This is a genomic window from Maritalea sp. (assembly GCF_047634455.1).
GTDB lineage: Bacteria > Pseudomonadota > Alphaproteobacteria > Rhizobiales > Devosiaceae > Maritalea.
Genome location: NZ_JBLIAI010000004.1, coordinates 53,466 through 68,625 on the forward strand (window position 1 = coordinate 53,466; position 15,160 = coordinate 68,625).

Annotated in this window: 12 protein-coding genes; 6 read left to right on the forward strand and 6 right to left on the reverse strand. The window is 51.0% G+C overall.

Features of this window, described 5'->3' with window-relative positions; genetic code table 11:
* Positions 1 to 31: 31 nt before the first annotated feature.
* The 4 genes from malG to ACJAZW_RS02520 are packed head-to-tail and all read right to left on the reverse strand — an operon-like array spanning position 32 to position 5,454.
* Entirely contained in the window at positions 32 to 922 is an 891-nt protein-coding gene (gene malG / locus ACJAZW_RS02505) for a maltose ABC transporter permease MalG (RefSeq protein ID WP_415155286.1), read from the reverse strand.
* On the reverse strand, positions 919 to 2,496 hold the full coding sequence (malF, locus tag ACJAZW_RS02510; protein ID WP_415155287.1) for a maltose ABC transporter permease MalF: 1,578 nt from the start codon (positions 2,494 to 2,496) through the stop codon (positions 919 to 921). The genes malG and malF overlap by 4 nt, the downstream gene beginning before the upstream one ends.
* Positions 2,497 to 2,555: 59 nt before the next feature.
* Positions 2,556 to 3,731, reverse strand: coding sequence for a maltose/maltodextrin ABC transporter substrate-binding protein MalE (gene malE / locus ACJAZW_RS02515; RefSeq protein ID WP_415155288.1), 1,176 nt, complete (start codon positions 3,729 to 3,731; stop codon positions 2,556 to 2,558).
* A 31-nt stretch (positions 3,732 to 3,762) separates the two neighbouring features.
* On the reverse strand, positions 3,763 to 5,454 hold the full coding sequence (locus ACJAZW_RS02520) for an alpha-glucosidase family protein (protein ID WP_415155289.1): 1,692 nt from the start codon (positions 5,452 to 5,454) through the stop codon (positions 3,763 to 3,765).
* Between the two features lie 325 nt (positions 5,455 to 5,779).
* Here ACJAZW_RS02520 and ACJAZW_RS02525 point away from each other — a divergent pair, with 325 nt between their 5' ends.
* From ACJAZW_RS02525 to ACJAZW_RS02550, 6 genes are all read left to right on the forward strand, one after another.
* The gene (locus ACJAZW_RS02525; protein ID WP_415155290.1) at positions 5,780 to 6,802 is read left to right on the forward strand and encodes a substrate-binding domain-containing protein; all 1,023 of its coding nucleotides are present in this window, start codon (positions 5,780 to 5,782) and stop codon (positions 6,800 to 6,802) included.
* The gene (locus ACJAZW_RS02530) at positions 6,799 to 7,878 is read left to right on the forward strand and encodes an ABC transporter ATP-binding protein (RefSeq protein ID WP_415155291.1); all 1,080 of its coding nucleotides are present in this window, start codon (positions 6,799 to 6,801) and stop codon (positions 7,876 to 7,878) included. Before ACJAZW_RS02525 ends, ACJAZW_RS02530 begins: the two co-directional genes overlap by 4 nt.
* 281 nt (positions 7,879 to 8,159) lie before the next feature.
* Complete coding sequence (locus ACJAZW_RS02535; RefSeq protein WP_415155292.1) at positions 8,160 to 9,227, forward strand: extracellular solute-binding protein; 1,068 nt, start codon at positions 8,160 to 8,162, stop codon at positions 9,225 to 9,227.
* 74 nt (positions 9,228 to 9,301) lie between these two features.
* Positions 9,302 to 10,420: an ABC transporter ATP-binding protein gene (locus ACJAZW_RS02540; RefSeq protein ID WP_415155293.1), complete on the forward strand. Its 1,119-nt coding sequence runs from the start codon at positions 9,302 to 9,304 to the stop codon at positions 10,418 to 10,420.
* Between the two features lies 1 nt (position 10,421).
* Positions 10,422 to 11,285 (forward strand): ABC transporter permease, encoded by an 864-nt coding sequence (locus ACJAZW_RS02545; protein ID WP_415155294.1) that lies wholly within the window; start codon positions 10,422 to 10,424, stop codon positions 11,283 to 11,285.
* A gap of 264 nt (positions 11,286 to 11,549) precedes the next feature.
* Entirely contained in the window at positions 11,550 to 12,407 is an 858-nt protein-coding gene (locus ACJAZW_RS02550; protein WP_415155295.1) for an ABC transporter permease, read from the forward strand.
* Positions 12,408 to 12,626: 219 nt separating this feature from the next.
* Here ACJAZW_RS02550 and ACJAZW_RS02555 read toward each other — a convergent pair whose 3' ends face one another.
* Together ACJAZW_RS02555 and ACJAZW_RS02560 are read right to left on the reverse strand one after the other, a co-directional pair.
* A complete protein-coding gene (locus ACJAZW_RS02555) occupies positions 12,627 to 13,772 on the reverse strand; it encodes an iron-containing alcohol dehydrogenase (RefSeq protein ID WP_415155296.1) in 1,146 nt (381 codons plus the stop codon).
* A 5-nt stretch (positions 13,773 to 13,777) separates the two neighbouring features.
* Entirely contained in the window at positions 13,778 to 15,160 is a 1,383-nt protein-coding gene (locus tag ACJAZW_RS02560) for an aldehyde dehydrogenase family protein (RefSeq protein WP_415155297.1), read from the reverse strand.

Genomic DNA, 15,160 nt, shown 5'->3' on the forward strand with positions numbered 1-15,160 from the left:
CTACACGTGGCGTCGATGTGCGGCAACACTTCTATCCCTTAACCGCACCGTCACCGAGGTCGGAAACCAAAAACCGTTGCGCAAACAAAAAGATAACAGTGATCGGCAGGCCGGAAAGAACCGCCGCTGCAGCAAAGTCACCCCAGAGATATTTCTGCTCATAAAGATATTGCCGCGCACCAACCGCCAACGTCATCTGGTCTGTATTGCGCAGCAAGACCGACGCAACCGGATATTCATTGATCAAAAAGATAAATGACAAAACGAACACCACCGCCAAAATGGGCACTGAGAGTGGCAAAAAGATAAAGCGGAACGCTTGCCAGGGCGTCGCGCCATCAATCATGGCGGCTTTGTCCAACGCCGGATCGACGCTGTCGAAATAGCCCTTGATGGTCCAGATATGTAAAGTGATTGCGGACAAGTAAGACAGGATCAATGCCGGGTGGCTATCAATGCCCAGCCAAGGCACCACGCGACCAAGCGCATCAAATATCGCATAGGCCGCAATCACCGTGAGCGCGGCGGGGAACATTTGCACGATCAGCAATGTATCGAGCAGCCCGACGCGTCCTTTGAATTGCATCCGCGCAAACGCATAGGCAGACGTGGTCGCCAAAACCAAAATGCCGATGGAAGCAATCATCGAGATTTTGACCGAATTCCAGAGCCACAACAGCACCGGATATGGCGGGATCATCACGGTGCCATCGGCGCGGGTAAACTCAAACCCAAGCGCTAAAGCCCAATGTTCAAGCGTTGGGCGTTCAGGGAAAATGCTTCCCGTCGAAAAGTTGCCTTCCCGGAACGAGATCGACAAAACCATCAGAAATGGAAACATGATCAGGGCGATAAATCCGACCAGGAAAACATGCGCGGCGACTTTGCGCCAAAACAGCGAACGGCGATTTTCAACCATCATGAGCGGGCACTCCGTTTGGCGGCCAATCTTTGCATGGCGCGATAATTCACATAGGCAATGATGCCTGTGATGATGAAGATCAGCGTTGAAATGGCGCCTGCTAAGCCGAAATCTTGACCCGAATTTTGAAACGCGATGCGGAACGTGAACGAGCCAAGCAAGTCGGTTGAGCCTGCTGGAATGATCGTGCCTGGAATATCCGGTCCACCGCGGGTGAGGAGCAAGACCAAAACGATATTGTTGAAGTTAAACGCGAAATTGGCAATCAACAACGGCACCATCGGCGGCATAATCTGCGGCAAAGTAATAGCGAAGAAATTACGGACAGGGCCTGAATTTTCAAGTGCTGCGGCTTTAAAGTGGTCACGCGGCACACTTTGCAAAAAGCCCGCTGAGATGAGCATCCAATAGGGGAAGCCAAGCCACGTATTGACCAGCAACAGCATTGATCGGGTCAAGGTTGGGTTGGTGAACCAGTCCGGCTCCAAACCAAACAGCGCCCCCAAAATCAAGTTGATTTCGCCGAAATTTTGATTGAACAGGCCGCGAAAGACCAGGATCGAAATAAAGGCTGGCACGGCATAAGGCAGGATCAAAAAGATCTTATAGATGGCCTTATACGCAAGGTGCTCCCACTCCAAAACCACAGCCAACATGGTGCCAAGGCCCGACGTGAAAACCATCGACAGGAACGCAAAGGCACAGGTCCAGATGAAGATTTCAAGCATCGGTTGGCGGATGCCATCTGCAAACAAAACTTTGGTAAAATTCGCCCAGCCAACACCCACGGGCCAACCGGGGGTGACCATTTCATCGGCTTCGTTTTGGTAAAAGCCTTTTTCGTGATTTGGCACCAGCACCGTACCGTCCACCCCGTTCAAATTTTCATTCTCGTCGAGAGTATAAAAGGGCGCGGAAGTTGCGAACTCGCGCAAGCCGTCCATGGTCAATTCGCCTCCGTCCGGCAATTCAACGATGAGTTTTTGCAGCGCCGCCCGGTTTTGCAAAACCGCTTTTACGTTCTGCGTTTCAGGCGCATCACCTTCATAGGGCGTAGCAATTAGGCGGTCATCTTCAGCCGCGCCAAGTGGCCCGGTGATCAACGCGGGTCGACCATCGTCTTGCGCAAAATACAGTCGCAAATCTTCGGTCAACGCAAATGGACGCCCGCTGTCTGGCGCTTTGACCATCTTATCAAGGTGAATTTGTTGCACCCGCTCAAACGGCAAAATATTGGAGGCGCTATAGTTGGTGAAGCCAATGCCAGACGTGTAGAGCACCGGCAACACGATAAAGACTGCGATGGCGGCTACACCGGGGAACACAAATCGCCAGGTATAAAAACGCGCCCAGCCAAACAGAATGACAATAGAAATGCCAAGGGCGAAGGCAACCACGGCAAATATGGGTTCACCGGCAAGATACAGGCCCCAAATGACATACAAAAAAGCCAAGGCGATAGCCGTTAAACTGGCAAGCCGCAAAAACGGTTTAAGCGTTTGAACAAGCAAGGAGATCATCGAGGTTGCCGCACGGTTTGGTTGCGGATTGTGATCTTCAGTCGTAACGGACATGGCGTTGACCTTTGCAGGTTAGGTGAGGCACCGCCTTAATGGCGATGCCCCCATTTTGACTATTCTGCCAAGATACGTGTTTCAGCACCAGCCAAAGCGTCTTCAACAGACGACTGACCATTGGTGATTGAACGAAGTGCTGGCTCCATAGCGGCCCAGAATTTACCCATTGCAGGGATTGAAGGCATTGGAACACCTGTTTGCGCATTGGCCAAAGTCGCCGCGATATTTGCATCCGCTTCAACTTGTTTTGCAAACGAGATAGAAGTCACCGCACCCAAAGGCACATCATCATTCACTGTTTTTAGGCCATCGTCAGATAGCATGTAGCTTTCGATGAATTCTTTGGCGATGTCTTTGTTCGGGCTAGCCGCATTAACAGTTGCCGCCAAAACACCAACGAATGATTTTGAAGGTTTGCCATCAACTGAAGGAATTGGGGCCACACCGAAATTGATGCCAGATGTTTGAAGGTTTGACCAAGCCCAAGGACCATTGATCACCATGGCGGTTTCGCCTTTGTTGATCGCTGCATCCATCACGCCATAGTCAGCGCCTTTTGGCATTACGCCACCGTCGATCAAAGATTTGATCATGGACGCGCCAGCAATAGAGCCAGCATTTGCGACGCCCGTTGTGGTTGCATCATATGCGCCATCTTTTTTCTCAAACGCGTAACCGCCGCCAGCCATAAGCAATGGGAATGAGAAATAGGTGTTGTTGTAATCCCACATGATCGGGAATTCGACGCCGTCAATTTTCAGATCAGCAATTTCTTCAAATGTTGTTGGTGGTGTTGGCACCAAATCTTTATTATAGATCAAGCCAACAGCTTCAACGGCAATCGGGTAACCCCAGATTTTACCGTCAGAAGTTACTGCATCCCAAGCAAAATCAAATGTGTTGGCTTTAACCGCATCGCTTGGATCAACTGGCGCAATCAAGCCGCCAGCTGCCCACTCGCCAAAACGGTCGTGCGCCCAGATGAAAATGTCTGGGCCTTGGCCGTTGGCTGCAGCTTGCTGGAACTTGTCTGTCACACCTTCTGGGTGCTCAACAACAACTTCAACGCCAAGTTCTTCGGTGAACTTTTTGCCAAGTTCTGCAAGACCGTTAAAGCCTTTATCGCCATTGATCCAAATGACAAGCTTGCCTTCTTCCAACGCATAAGTTGGCAAAATGGATGCCGCAGAAATCGCAATTGCGCTTACTGCTAGGGTGAGTAGTTTCTTCATGTCGTAATCCTCCCGACTACCGATTAACCGCTTATTTCAAAGCAGCGAAAAAGGCCTGATGGCCACCAAGGGTGACGGTTTTGCCGTCATACCCAAATTCAAATCCGTGGTTATCTAATGCTGTTGCTGCCATGCTGGCGGGCAGCTCAAACGCCACCTCGTCATTGCTTAAATTGATGACGCACAGCACCGCGTCTGCCCCCTCACCACGCACAAAGGCTAGGCCCTCGCGATCCCAATCAAGGAAACGAATGTCTCCCGTGATCAGCGCTGGCAGTTGCTTGCGGAACGCTAAGAACCGCTTGAACTGCGCGTGAATGGAATTGTTGTCCGCTACCTGTACATCGGCTGCAGTGGCCATATGCTCTGGCGCAACCGGCAACCATGTTTTTGCAGAAGTTGAAAATCCAGCATTGTTCTCATTAGCTGACCAAGCAAATGGCGTGCGACATCCATCGCGGCCCTTAAACTCTGGCCAAAAGCGAATACCATATGGATCGGTCAAATCTTCAAACCGAACATCAGCTTCTGTAAAGCCAAGTTCGTCGCCCTGATAAAGGCAAACCGAGCCTTTAAGGCTGAGCAATAATGCACCGGCGAGTTTTGCGAATTGGGTTTTGTCGTTGGCCAAGTCAGCCCAACGGGTCATGTGACGGTTCACATCATGGTTGGAAAATGCCCAGCATGGCCAGCTTTTTCCGCCCGCAAACTCGTCAGACGCATCTTCAAACTTTGTGATGCATTTTTTGAAATGGGCGGCCGAAAAATCTGGCCCAAGCATATCAAACGAATAACACATATGTAAGCGATCATCGCCCGCCGTATATTCGGCCATCGTGCGCAAAGAGCGATCACCGTCGCCAACTTCACCCACCGAAGAAGCACCGGGATATTGATCAAGCAGCGCGCGGAACTTCTCTAAGAAGCCGATGTTTTCGGGTCGGGTTTTGTCGTAAATGTGTTCTTGAAATCCATATGGGTTGAGATCAGGCACATCGTTTGACCCACCGCCCACAACGGGCGGATTGTCGCGCAATTGCTGGTCATGCACGTAAAAGTTCACTGTGTCCAAACGGAAACCATCTACCCCACGCTCAAGCCAAAACCGAACCGTTTCCAACAAGGCATCTTGCACATCACCATTATGGAAGTTGAGGTCCGGCTGGCTCGGGAGGAAGTTGTGTAAATAATATTGGCGCCGTTTTGGGTCCCAGCTCCACGCAGCTCCGCCAAATACCGACTGCCAATTGGTCGGCGGTGTGCCATCTGGCCGCGCGTCTGACCAAACATACCAATCCGCTTTGTCGCTATTGCGGCTTTGGCGACTCTCGGTAAACCACAGATGTTGATCTGACGAATGTGACAAAACCTGATCGATCATCACTTTAAGACCAAGCGCGTGCGCCCGAGCGGTCATCGCGTCAAAATCTTCTAACGTGCCAAAACTTGGATCAACGTCGCAATAATCAGAAACATCATAACCCATGTCTTTCATAGGCGAGGTAAAGAACGGCGACAGCCAAATCGCATCAGCGCCAAGGTCAGCTATATAGGGCAAACGCTGTGTTATGCCGCGCAGATCGCCAATACCATCGCCATTGCTGTCTTGAAACGAACGCGGGTAAATCTGATAGATCACCGCACCGCGCCACCAATCCTGTTGCGTCTGCAAATTCTTTGCAGCGCCTAAATCCAACTGTTTGACAGCAAGTGCTTCGCTCATTCTCGTCCCTACCCCATTTACCGACCCACCTATCGGATTCGGCAACAAATTCATTGAAAGCGCTTTCAACAATTGTAAATACAACTGGTTTTGTCAAGAAACAAAATTAAGAAAAAAACTTCGCATGAGAACAATGAAATTTGGATATCTATGTTAAATGGTTGTTATCATATGATTTTACACCAAAAAACCTAGATATTTTCGCCAACATGGTTTTGCAGGACTTGCCAAAAACCCATTTCACCAATATGAAAAAGATAAGAAAGCGCTTTCAATGATTGCGCAAATTGCTGCCAAATGGGAGTCGTGGAAGAAGGAGGACGCTGTGGCAAATCTAAAATCACTTGCAGAGCATCTCGGCCTTTCGCAGGCCACGGTTTCTCGTGCGCTCAACAATTATTCAACCGTCAATCAAGCCACCCGCACAAGGGTCTTGGAAGCGGCACAAAAATTGAACTATAGGCCCAATTCAAGCGCCCGCCGTTTGGCCACCGGGCGCGCCGATGCCATCGGCATTGTGTTGCCGCATGACGACGACCTGCTTGTTGATCCGCACTTTGCTGACTTTCTCGCCGCCTTCACCAAAAAGCTTGCGACCTACGACAATGATGTGGTGCTCACCGCTGCCGATAATCCCCAGACCTATCAGCGCTTTGCCCAAATCGGCAAAGTCGACGGGTTTGTGATTTCCGCCCCCAAAGCCCATGATGAACGCATAGCGGTTTTGTCCAAACTCAACTTCCCTTTCATCGTGCATGGCCGTTGCGAAACCAATCTGCCTTACGGCTTTTACGATATCGACAATGAGGGCGCGTTCTATGACGCGACGAAACTATTGCTGGAATTAGGCCATACGCGCATTGGCCTTTTGAACGGCGCGGCAGACCTTATGTTCGCCAAGCAACGGTTGGATGGTTATAACCGTGCGCATAAGGACTTTGGCCTAAAAACCGCACCGCAACTCGTTCATCATGATCACATGACCGAAGAATATGGCTACCGCCATGCCCAAGCGTTGCTCGAACTCGATGATCGGCCAACGGCGTTCTTGTGTTCCTCAACCCTGATCACGGTTGGCGCGCAGCGCCGCATTCGTGAAATGGGGCTTGCGATCGGCAAAGATATCTCGATCATCACCCACGACGATGGATTATCGTCCCTTAAAACCGAAAACTTTTCGGTCGCCCTCACCGTCACCCGTGCGCCGATCCGCAATGCGGGTACTGAGATCGCCAAAATGGTCGTGGAACTGGTCCGCGGCACACCAATAGACCAATTGCAAAAAATCGTCCCGGTTGACCTGATCGTGAGAACATCAACCAGCGCCCCAAGAAGGAAGAAATCGTGAGCAAAGCCAAAAAGGTCTTGGAAATCAGCAACCTCAAAAAGAACTATGGTTCGGTTGAGGTTCTGCACGACATCAACATCGATATGGACGAAGCCGAGTTTTTGGTTTTGCTCGGTCCTTCTGGTTGCGGCAAATCCACCCTTTTAAATTGCATTGCGGGCCTTGAAACCATCAATGATGGCGCGATCAAAATTGGCGGCAAAGACATGACGCAAACACCGCCCGGCGACCGGGATATTGCCATGGTGTTTCAGTCTTACGCGCTCTACCCGACCATGAGTGTGGGCGAAAACATCACCTTTGGATTGAAAGTGCGCGGCACCGCCAAAGCAGAGCAGAAAAAACAGCTGCAACGGGTCGCTGAGATTTTACAGCTCGATCAATTGCTTGACCGCAAACCCAGCGCCCTCTCCGGCGGCCAACGACAACGGGTGGCCATGGGCCGCGCACTCGTGCGTGATCCACAACTCTATTTGTTCGACGAGCCCCTTTCGAACCTTGATGCAAAACTGCGTGTGGAAATGCGCGCCGAGATTAAAAGCCTGCATCAGCGGGTCAACGCGTCAATTGTTTATGTGACCCACGATCAAATCGAAGCCATGACTTTAGCCACGCGCATTTGCATCCTAAAAGACGGACATATCCAACAAATCGGCACCCCCGACGAGGTTTATTACAAACCCGCCAACACCTATGTTGCGGGCTTCATGGGCTCACCGCCGATGAATATTTTGCCTGTTTGCGCAAACAATGATGGTTCGATTTCCATTGCCAATGACAAGCGCACCCTCAAAAACGCTGGTTTGAACATTAAAGGCGATGCCCTGTTGGGTATCCGCCCAGAGGAAATTCGCGTTGTTGCAGAGGATCAGGGACTTCTTGACCAATCCGTGACAGCAACCGCCATTGAGCGCACCGGCTCAGACACTTATATTACAGCTCTGATCGGCGAACAGAAATTCACCATCCGCGAGGCGGCGCGCAAACAGGTCAATGTTGGCGACCATTTCAATATCCAGTTTGATCATGACGCGATTAGCTTGTTTGACAAAGACAGCGGGCAACGGATTATCTAACACCCCCAACGCCTCAAAACCTATTCTGCGCCACAAAATTTTGTCCAATCACTCAACTTTCCGAAACGAAATTCACACAACCGCAGGTTCTGTACAGATAATTGTGAAAAATTCTTGACAGCAGCTAGTGACTTGAAGGAACATCTTCAGATTGTCACAAAAGTGCTATGGTTGATGTTTATCTCTTCACCAGCGCTTCAAGTGGCGCAACGAAAATAAAAAGGGGCTCACGCGGCAATTCTGCTTCGCGGTTGAAAGCCCTTCACAAGTGGAGTGAAATCATGAACAAGATTCTATCATCAGGCATCGCGCTGCTTGCAGCAGGTGTTTTGAGCGCATCAGCGGCTCAAGCTGAAACATTGCGTTTGCTCACATGGGGCGGCTACGCACCTGAGAACGTTGTTGAATTGTTTGAAAAAGAAACAGGCCACATCGTTGAAGTGACCAAATCAAACAACGAAGAAATGGTTGCCAAACTTCGCGCAACAAATGGCGGCGGTTTTGACCTTGCTCAACCGAGCCAAGACCGTATCGCGGGCGCACAGGCCGAGTTTGATATCTACAAACCAATCGACATGTCAAAAATCGACGCAAGCCAATTCATCCCCTCCATGTTGGAAGCCACAAAAGGCAACACCATGATTGGTAGCGATGTATATGGCGTGCCGCACGTTTGGGGCACATCTGGTTTGGTGGTCAACACGGCTGAAGCAGGTCAAGTCAAAGATTATTTGGACCTTTGTGACCCATCAGTTGCAGGCAAAGTGTCTTACCGTTTGAAACGCCCAACTTTGATTGGTTTTGCTTTCTCAATGGGCCTAGATCCATTCGCAGCTTACAATGATGAAGCAGCTTATGCAGACATTTTGGCACAGGTAGAAGCCAAATTGGTTGAATGTAAATCGAACGTCAAAACCTATTGGGGTGGCGGCGACGAAATTAAGAACCTCCTTCGTTCAGGCGAAGTTGTTGCTGCAATGGCTTGGGATACAGGCGGTTGGTCTTTGAACGAAGACAATGCTGACATCACTTTTGTGGCCCCAACAGCTGGTGCTTTGGGCTGGATCGATACATTTGCAATGCCAAAACGTGGCCGTGCAGATGAAGCTGCATATGCTTGGATCAACTTCGTGATGCGTCCTGAAATCGCGGCGATGATCACAACAGCTGCTGGCAACTTCACCGCTTCACAAGGTGGCGACGCTGGTGTTGATGATGCCCTTAAAGCCCGTTACCAAGCGAGCTTCCCACAAGCGGCTATCGACAACATCAAATGGTACCCAACGGTTCCAGCAAATCTTGAAACCCTTGAGGGCGCAGTACTTGATCGCGTAAACGCAGCCAAGTAAACTTAGCTTCTTAAGGCAAACCAAATTGAAGGGGCGCGATTTCGCGCCTCTTCTGCCATCCTTTGGGGGGATAGATGAGCCAGACCAATTCAGCCGCGCAATTCGACCTTGAATGCCGCAAGATCAATAAAGACTTTGGCGGGTTCAAAGCCGTAAACGATGTGAGCTTTGGCGTACCTAACGGCACGTTCTTCTCCATTCTGGGACCATCCGGCTGCGGCAAAACCACCCTGTTGCGCATGATTGCTGGCTTTCAAGAGGCAACCAGCGGCGACTTGCTGATTAAAGGCAATTCGATGATCGGTGTGGCGCCAAATAAACGCCCGGTATCGATGGTGTTTCAACATTTGGCACTTTTTCCGATGATGGATATTGCGGCCAATGTCGGCTTCGGTCTTCGTCAGCGCGGCTTCGCGCGCGAAGATATTGCCAAACGCGTTGAAACAGTACTTGAGCGTGTCGGCCTGCCTGGTGTGGGATCGCGGCAAATCAACCAACTGTCAGGTGGGCAAAAACAGCGTGTGGCCATTGCCCGCTGCATGGTTTTGGAACCTGACGTTTTGCTGCTCGACGAACCGCTGGGTGCGCTCGACCTCAAGCTGCGCGAGCACATGAAAATTGAGCTGAAAACACTGCAATCAGAATTTGGCACCACGTTTGTTTACATCACCCACGACCAATCCGAGGCGCTTGTGATGAGCGACCAAATCGCGGTGATGAACCATGGTGAGTTTGAACAAGTGGGCACAGCCCGCGAGCTTTACCACGAACCAAACACCGCCTTTGTTGCGGGTTTTGTGGGCGAAGCAAACAAATATAATGCAACCGTTGATGCAGCCCACGGCGATGCGGTAACCTTGGTCACCCAAGAGGGCATGGAACTAAAAGGCATTAGCCCGATTTCAACAATGGCAAAAGGTGATAAAGCCGAAGTGTTTGTGCGGCCCGAAGCGGTGCGCCTTGCAACACAGGCCGACCAATTCGGCGGCATTGAAAACCTGAACACCGGGATTGTTGAAAAAATCCTGTTTAACGGTGCCAACAGCCACATCATATTGCGTGAAGAGAAATCTGGCGGCGAGATGAATGTCGCCATTCCGCAAACCGGTGAATTTAGAGACCTCAACAAGGGCGACAAAATCTTTATTGGCTGGGAAGCAGCGCAGACCCGCTGCTATGCGGCAGGAGCCTAAGATGAACCAAGCCCAATCCCGCCTCGGCCTCTATTTGCTCTTGGCACCCTTAATGCTTTGGCTCATCCTGCTGATTATTGTACCCCATATCGGCATGTTCCTTGTCTCCATCAGCGTTAAAACCGGTGTCCGACAATATGTGACGGGCTTGGGCAACTATATGGTGTTCTTCACAGAACCTTTATATTGGAACACATTTGCCCGCACAGCTTTCATGTCCATTGCGGCAACTTTTCTCACCTTGTTGATCGGCTTTCCAGTAGCTTACTACATCGCAAAACTAACGCGCGGCCGCACCAAAACCACCCTATTTCTGATGTGCCTAATCCCGTTTTGGGTGAGCGAATTAGTCCGCACATTTGGCTGGATGATTCTGCTGCGCGAAACCGGCGTTTTTTCCAGCTTCTTGCAATATATCGGTATCCTGTCTGGGCCGGTTGAGTTCCTTTACAATGACACCGCAATTATGATCGGCCTTGTCTATACTTCGATGCTGTTTATGGTGGTGCCACTGGTCACAACGCTCGATAGCCTTGATGATAGCCTTATCGAAGCAGGATATGATCTGGGTGGCAACGGCATTTCAATTTTGCGCGAAATTATCATCCCCCACGCAATGCCTGGCATCGTTTCAGGTTCCATTGTGGTGTTCATGCTTTCGCTTGGAAACTACCTCACCCCAATTCTGTTGGGCGGCAAGGACAGCCTGTGGTTCACCGGCCTGATCTATAGCCAGTTTATCACACGTTTCAATTGGGAGTTGGGGTCTGCGTTTGGCTTCTTGTTGCTTATTCTGTCGTCGACCATTGTTTGGCTTGGCCTAAAGCTTTCGCGCCAATCCCTAACCGATACAGTGGGGCGCTAGGTCATAGTCGTACAAATAGGAGGAAAATGGTGATGAGAAATTTTTTGACCAAACAGGCGCAATCTTGCAGTAAACCTTCTGGTTTTCAAAAGGGTGCAACGCATTTGGACGTAAAATTCCCATCATCCTGTGGACGTGAAATGGCTTCATTCTCCTTCGTCATCCCCCGCCAACTGGCCAACAAGGCCACCTATCGGCAGCTTCCTCGTATAGTTTTGCCATTTTGGTGCCATTTCCAGCCTATTAGTAGGACTATGACCTAATATGATCGCAACAATCCCACAATCCAAAACCTTCAAATGGACTTACCGCGTTTACGTCACGCTGTTCTTCATCTATCTGGCTTTGCCACTGGCTGTTGTGAGCGCCTTCGCGTTCAACGATAGTGTCTTCCCATCCCTACCCTGGGAGGGGTTCACGTGGGCCTGGTTCTTCGGCGATGAAGCGCCCTATATCGGCGTGTTTAACGAGCGCTCGATCATCAAATCCATCGGCACATCACTATTTGTCGCCTTCTGGGTGTCGCTATTGTCGATTGCGGTTGGCACATCAAACGCCTTTTTGTTTGTGCGCTACCAATTCAAGTTCAAAGAGTTTCTATACATCTTGATGTTATTGCCGCTGATCATTCCCGGCATCATTTTGGGCATCTCGATCTTGGTGTTTTCCAACACTGTCGCCAATAACCTTGAAGATGCGACAGGCATGTGGTTCGATGGGCTTCGCCCCGGATTGCCATTGGTTATCCTTGGACAATTCAGCTTTATCGCCACCTTCGCAACGCTGGTCATTTCGGCAAGGCTCGAAAAATTTGACCGCTCACTGGAAGAAGCCGCCCTTAATTTGGGTGCCAGCAAATGGGGCGCGGTGCGCCAGATCACGCTCCCATTCCTAATGCCAGCAATCGCGGGCGCAGGTGTAGTTGCTGTGTTGATGAGCTTTGAGAACTTCAACACCACGCTCATGCTGGTGGGTTCCGATGCGCCGCTGACCATCACCATGTTTGATCGATTGAAACAGGGCTCAACGCCGGTGCTCAATTCGGTTTCATTGTTGCTGATCGTCGTTTCTGCGTTGCTTGGCGTGGCGTCGTTGTTGTTCCAGAAGAAAGAAAAAAACTAACGCGTTAAATCGGCACCGTCTAGTTCAACGCACTTGCGATCCGAAGCCAATCTCGGCGTGCATGATCGATCTCATCAAACTACGCATAGGCGTTCACCTCCTAAGATCAATCAAACACGAACGACGCCAAACAGCAATTCCTGGGCACGCACAAAAAAAGCCGATCCTTTCGGACCGGCTCAAGTTTGTCGTTAAAGGGAAACGACTAGGGTTCAAAAATTAGAAACAGGCTTTCAGAAGCTCGAGCGTGTTTTCGTAAGTCATCTCAACCGGATTACCGCCAGTGCTTGGGTCTTGCAGCGCTGATTTTGTGAGCTGGTCCAAGTCGGGGTTGGTCACACCAAGTTCGGTGAGGTTTTTCGCAATGCCAAGGCTGTCATTTAGATCGCCCACATAGGCGTAAAAACCCTCATAGCCCCCGGCAATACCGAGATAGTTCGCTGCCATTGTCAGGCGATCTTCAACAGCTGATCGGTTGAAGGTCAAAACCGGTTGCATCACCACAGCGTTCGTCGTGCCATGATGGGTGTTGTGAACTGCACCAATCGGATGCGATAGCGCATGGATCGCCCCGAGACCTTTTTGGAATGCGGTTGAGCCCATTGCAGCGGCTGACATCATGTGCGCCCGCGCTTCAATGTCTGAGCCATCGGCATAGGCGCGTGGCAAATAGTCCTTGACCAACCGCATACCTTCAAGCGCAATGCCTTGGCTCATCGGGTGATAATGGGGTGAGCAAAACGCTTCCAAACAATGGGCAAACGCATCCATGCCGGTGCCTGCCGTAATAAACTTTGGCATGCCAGTGGTCAGTTCTGGATCGCAAATCACGACAGAAGGTAAAATCTTCGGATGGAAGATGATTTTCTTTTCGTGCGTCACCGAATTGGTGATGATCGACGCGCGGCCAACCTCTGATCCAGTGCCTGCGGTTGTTGGCACGGCAACGATAGGCGCAATGCCGTTCACGTCGGCGCGTGTCCACCAATCGCCCACATCTTCAAAGTCCCATAGCGGGCGGGTTTGGCCGGACATGAAGGCAATCACTTTGCCCAAATCAAGCGCAGAGCCGCCACCGAACGCGATCACCCCATCATGGCCGCCTTCGCGATATTGCTTAAGGCCCGCCTCAGCGTTCAACTCGTTTGGGTTCGGATCAACTTCAAAGAACATCGCGCGGCCAAGGCCCTCAGCTTCCAGCAAATCCAATGTTTTGGTGGTAATCGGCAGCGTCGCCAAGCCTTTGTCGCTCACGAGCAACGGTTTCTTGATGCCCACCGCAGCACATGCGTCCGCGATTTCTGAGATACGGCCCGCGCCAAAACGGATCGGGGTTGGGTAGTTCCAGTTTCCTTGCAACAACATCGTCGTCACGCCTTTTTCAAATGATATGATTTTGGTCGGGTCAGGTTGTGATAGCCGATCACGGACAGGCCACCGCCCTTGCCGGTATTTTTGCATCCGGTCCAGCACAAGGCCGGGTCAAGATAATCTGCGCGGTTCATAAACACGGTGCCGGTTTCAATTTGATCGCCGACGCACTGCGCCCGCGCTGTGTCCTTGGTCCAAAGCGAAGCAGTAAGACCGAACTCACTGTCGTTCATCAGTTGAACAGCTTCAGCATCGTCCTTGACCTTCATGATCCCGACAACTGGGCCAAAGCTTTCGTCTCGCATTACCCGCATGGAATGATCAACATTGACCAAAATCTGTGGCATCAAATAAGCGCCGCCATCATCTTGGGGGAACAATGAAGGGTCGATCAAAGCTTTGGCACCAGCGGCAATTGCTTCATTGGTTTGCGCCCGAACTTCATTGGCAAAGCGCACATGCGCCATGGGGCCAATAGTGGTTTCTTTATCCAGTGGATTGCCCAGTTTATACCCCTCAACAATCTTCACAGCCTTTGCGACAAACTCGTCGAACAGGCTTTCAGCCACATAGATGCGCTCGATGCCGCAACAACATTGGCCCGAGTTGAACATGGCGCCGTCGATCAGCGTTTCAACGGCAGCGTCTACATCCGCGTCGTCCATCACATAGCCGGGGTCTTTGCCGCCTAATTCTGTGCCAACGCCGGTAAAGGTGCCCGCCGCTGCGCGCTCCATCGCCTGCCCGCCACCAACAGAGCCAGTGAAATTGACAAAGCCAAACGCGCCTGAAGCAATCAAAGAAGATGTCGTGTCATGGTCCAAAAACACATTTTGGAACACGTCCGCCGGAATACCCGCCGCATGAAAGGCTTCAGCCATGCGCTCACCCACAAGCAGAGTTTGCGACGCGTGTTTAAGCAATACTGCATTGCCCGCAATCAGTGCAGGGGCAACTGTGTTAATCGCGGTCATATAGGGGTAGTTCCAAGGCGCAACCACCAACACGACGCCATGTGGCACGCGTTTGATATAGCGATTAAACGCATCACTGTCTTCAACTTCAATTGGGGCAAGCGAGCTTGCAGCAATGTCCGCCATATGTGAGGCACGCTGATTAAAACCACCAAACTCACCACCATAACGCACCGGGCGACCCATCTGCCACGCCAGTTCTTCAACGATCTGCTCGTTCATCTGGCCGACTTTTTCAACGCCAGCCCGCACCAAGGCAACACGCTCGTCCAACGGTCGTGCAGCCCATGCCACTTGCGCCGATTTGGCGCGCTCAACTGCGGCTTTGGCATTCACTTCGCTTAGCGTTTCGCGCTCAGCATAAAGGGTGCCATCAATGGGCGAGATACATTTCACACTGTTTGTCAT

Excerpts from the sequence above, each read along its gene's own strand:
- ACJAZW_RS02545 (WP_415155294.1), top strand. The coding sequence starts at position 10,422 with ATGAACCAAGCCCAATCCCGCCTCGGCCTCTATTTGCTCTTGGCACCC.
- malF (WP_415155287.1), bottom strand. The coding sequence starts at position 2,496 with ATGTCCGTTACGACTGAAGATCACAATCCGCAACCAAACCGTGCGGCA.
- malE (WP_415155288.1), bottom strand. The coding sequence starts at position 3,731 with ATGAAGAAACTACTCACCCTAGCAGTAAGCGCAATTGCGATTTCTGCG.
- malG (WP_415155286.1), bottom strand. The coding sequence starts at position 922 with ATGATGGTTGAAAATCGCCGTTCGCTGTTTTGGCGCAAAGTCGCCGCG.
- ACJAZW_RS02540 (WP_415155293.1), top strand. The coding sequence starts at position 9,302 with ATGAGCCAGACCAATTCAGCCGCGCAATTCGACCTTGAATGCCGCAAG.
- ACJAZW_RS02535 (WP_415155292.1), top strand. The coding sequence starts at position 8,160 with ATGAACAAGATTCTATCATCAGGCATCGCGCTGCTTGCAGCAGGTGTT.
- ACJAZW_RS02550 (WP_415155295.1), top strand. The coding sequence starts at position 11,550 with ATGATCGCAACAATCCCACAATCCAAAACCTTCAAATGGACTTACCGC.
- ACJAZW_RS02555 (WP_415155296.1), bottom strand. The coding sequence starts at position 13,772 with ATGTTGTTGCAAGGAAACTGGAACTACCCAACCCCGATCCGTTTTGGC.
- ACJAZW_RS02560 (WP_415155297.1), bottom strand. The coding sequence starts at position 15,160 with ATGACAAACAGTGTGAAATGTATCTCGCCCATTGATGGCACCCTTTAT.
- ACJAZW_RS02520 (WP_415155289.1), bottom strand. The coding sequence starts at position 5,454 with ATGAGCGAAGCACTTGCTGTCAAACAGTTGGATTTAGGCGCTGCAAAG.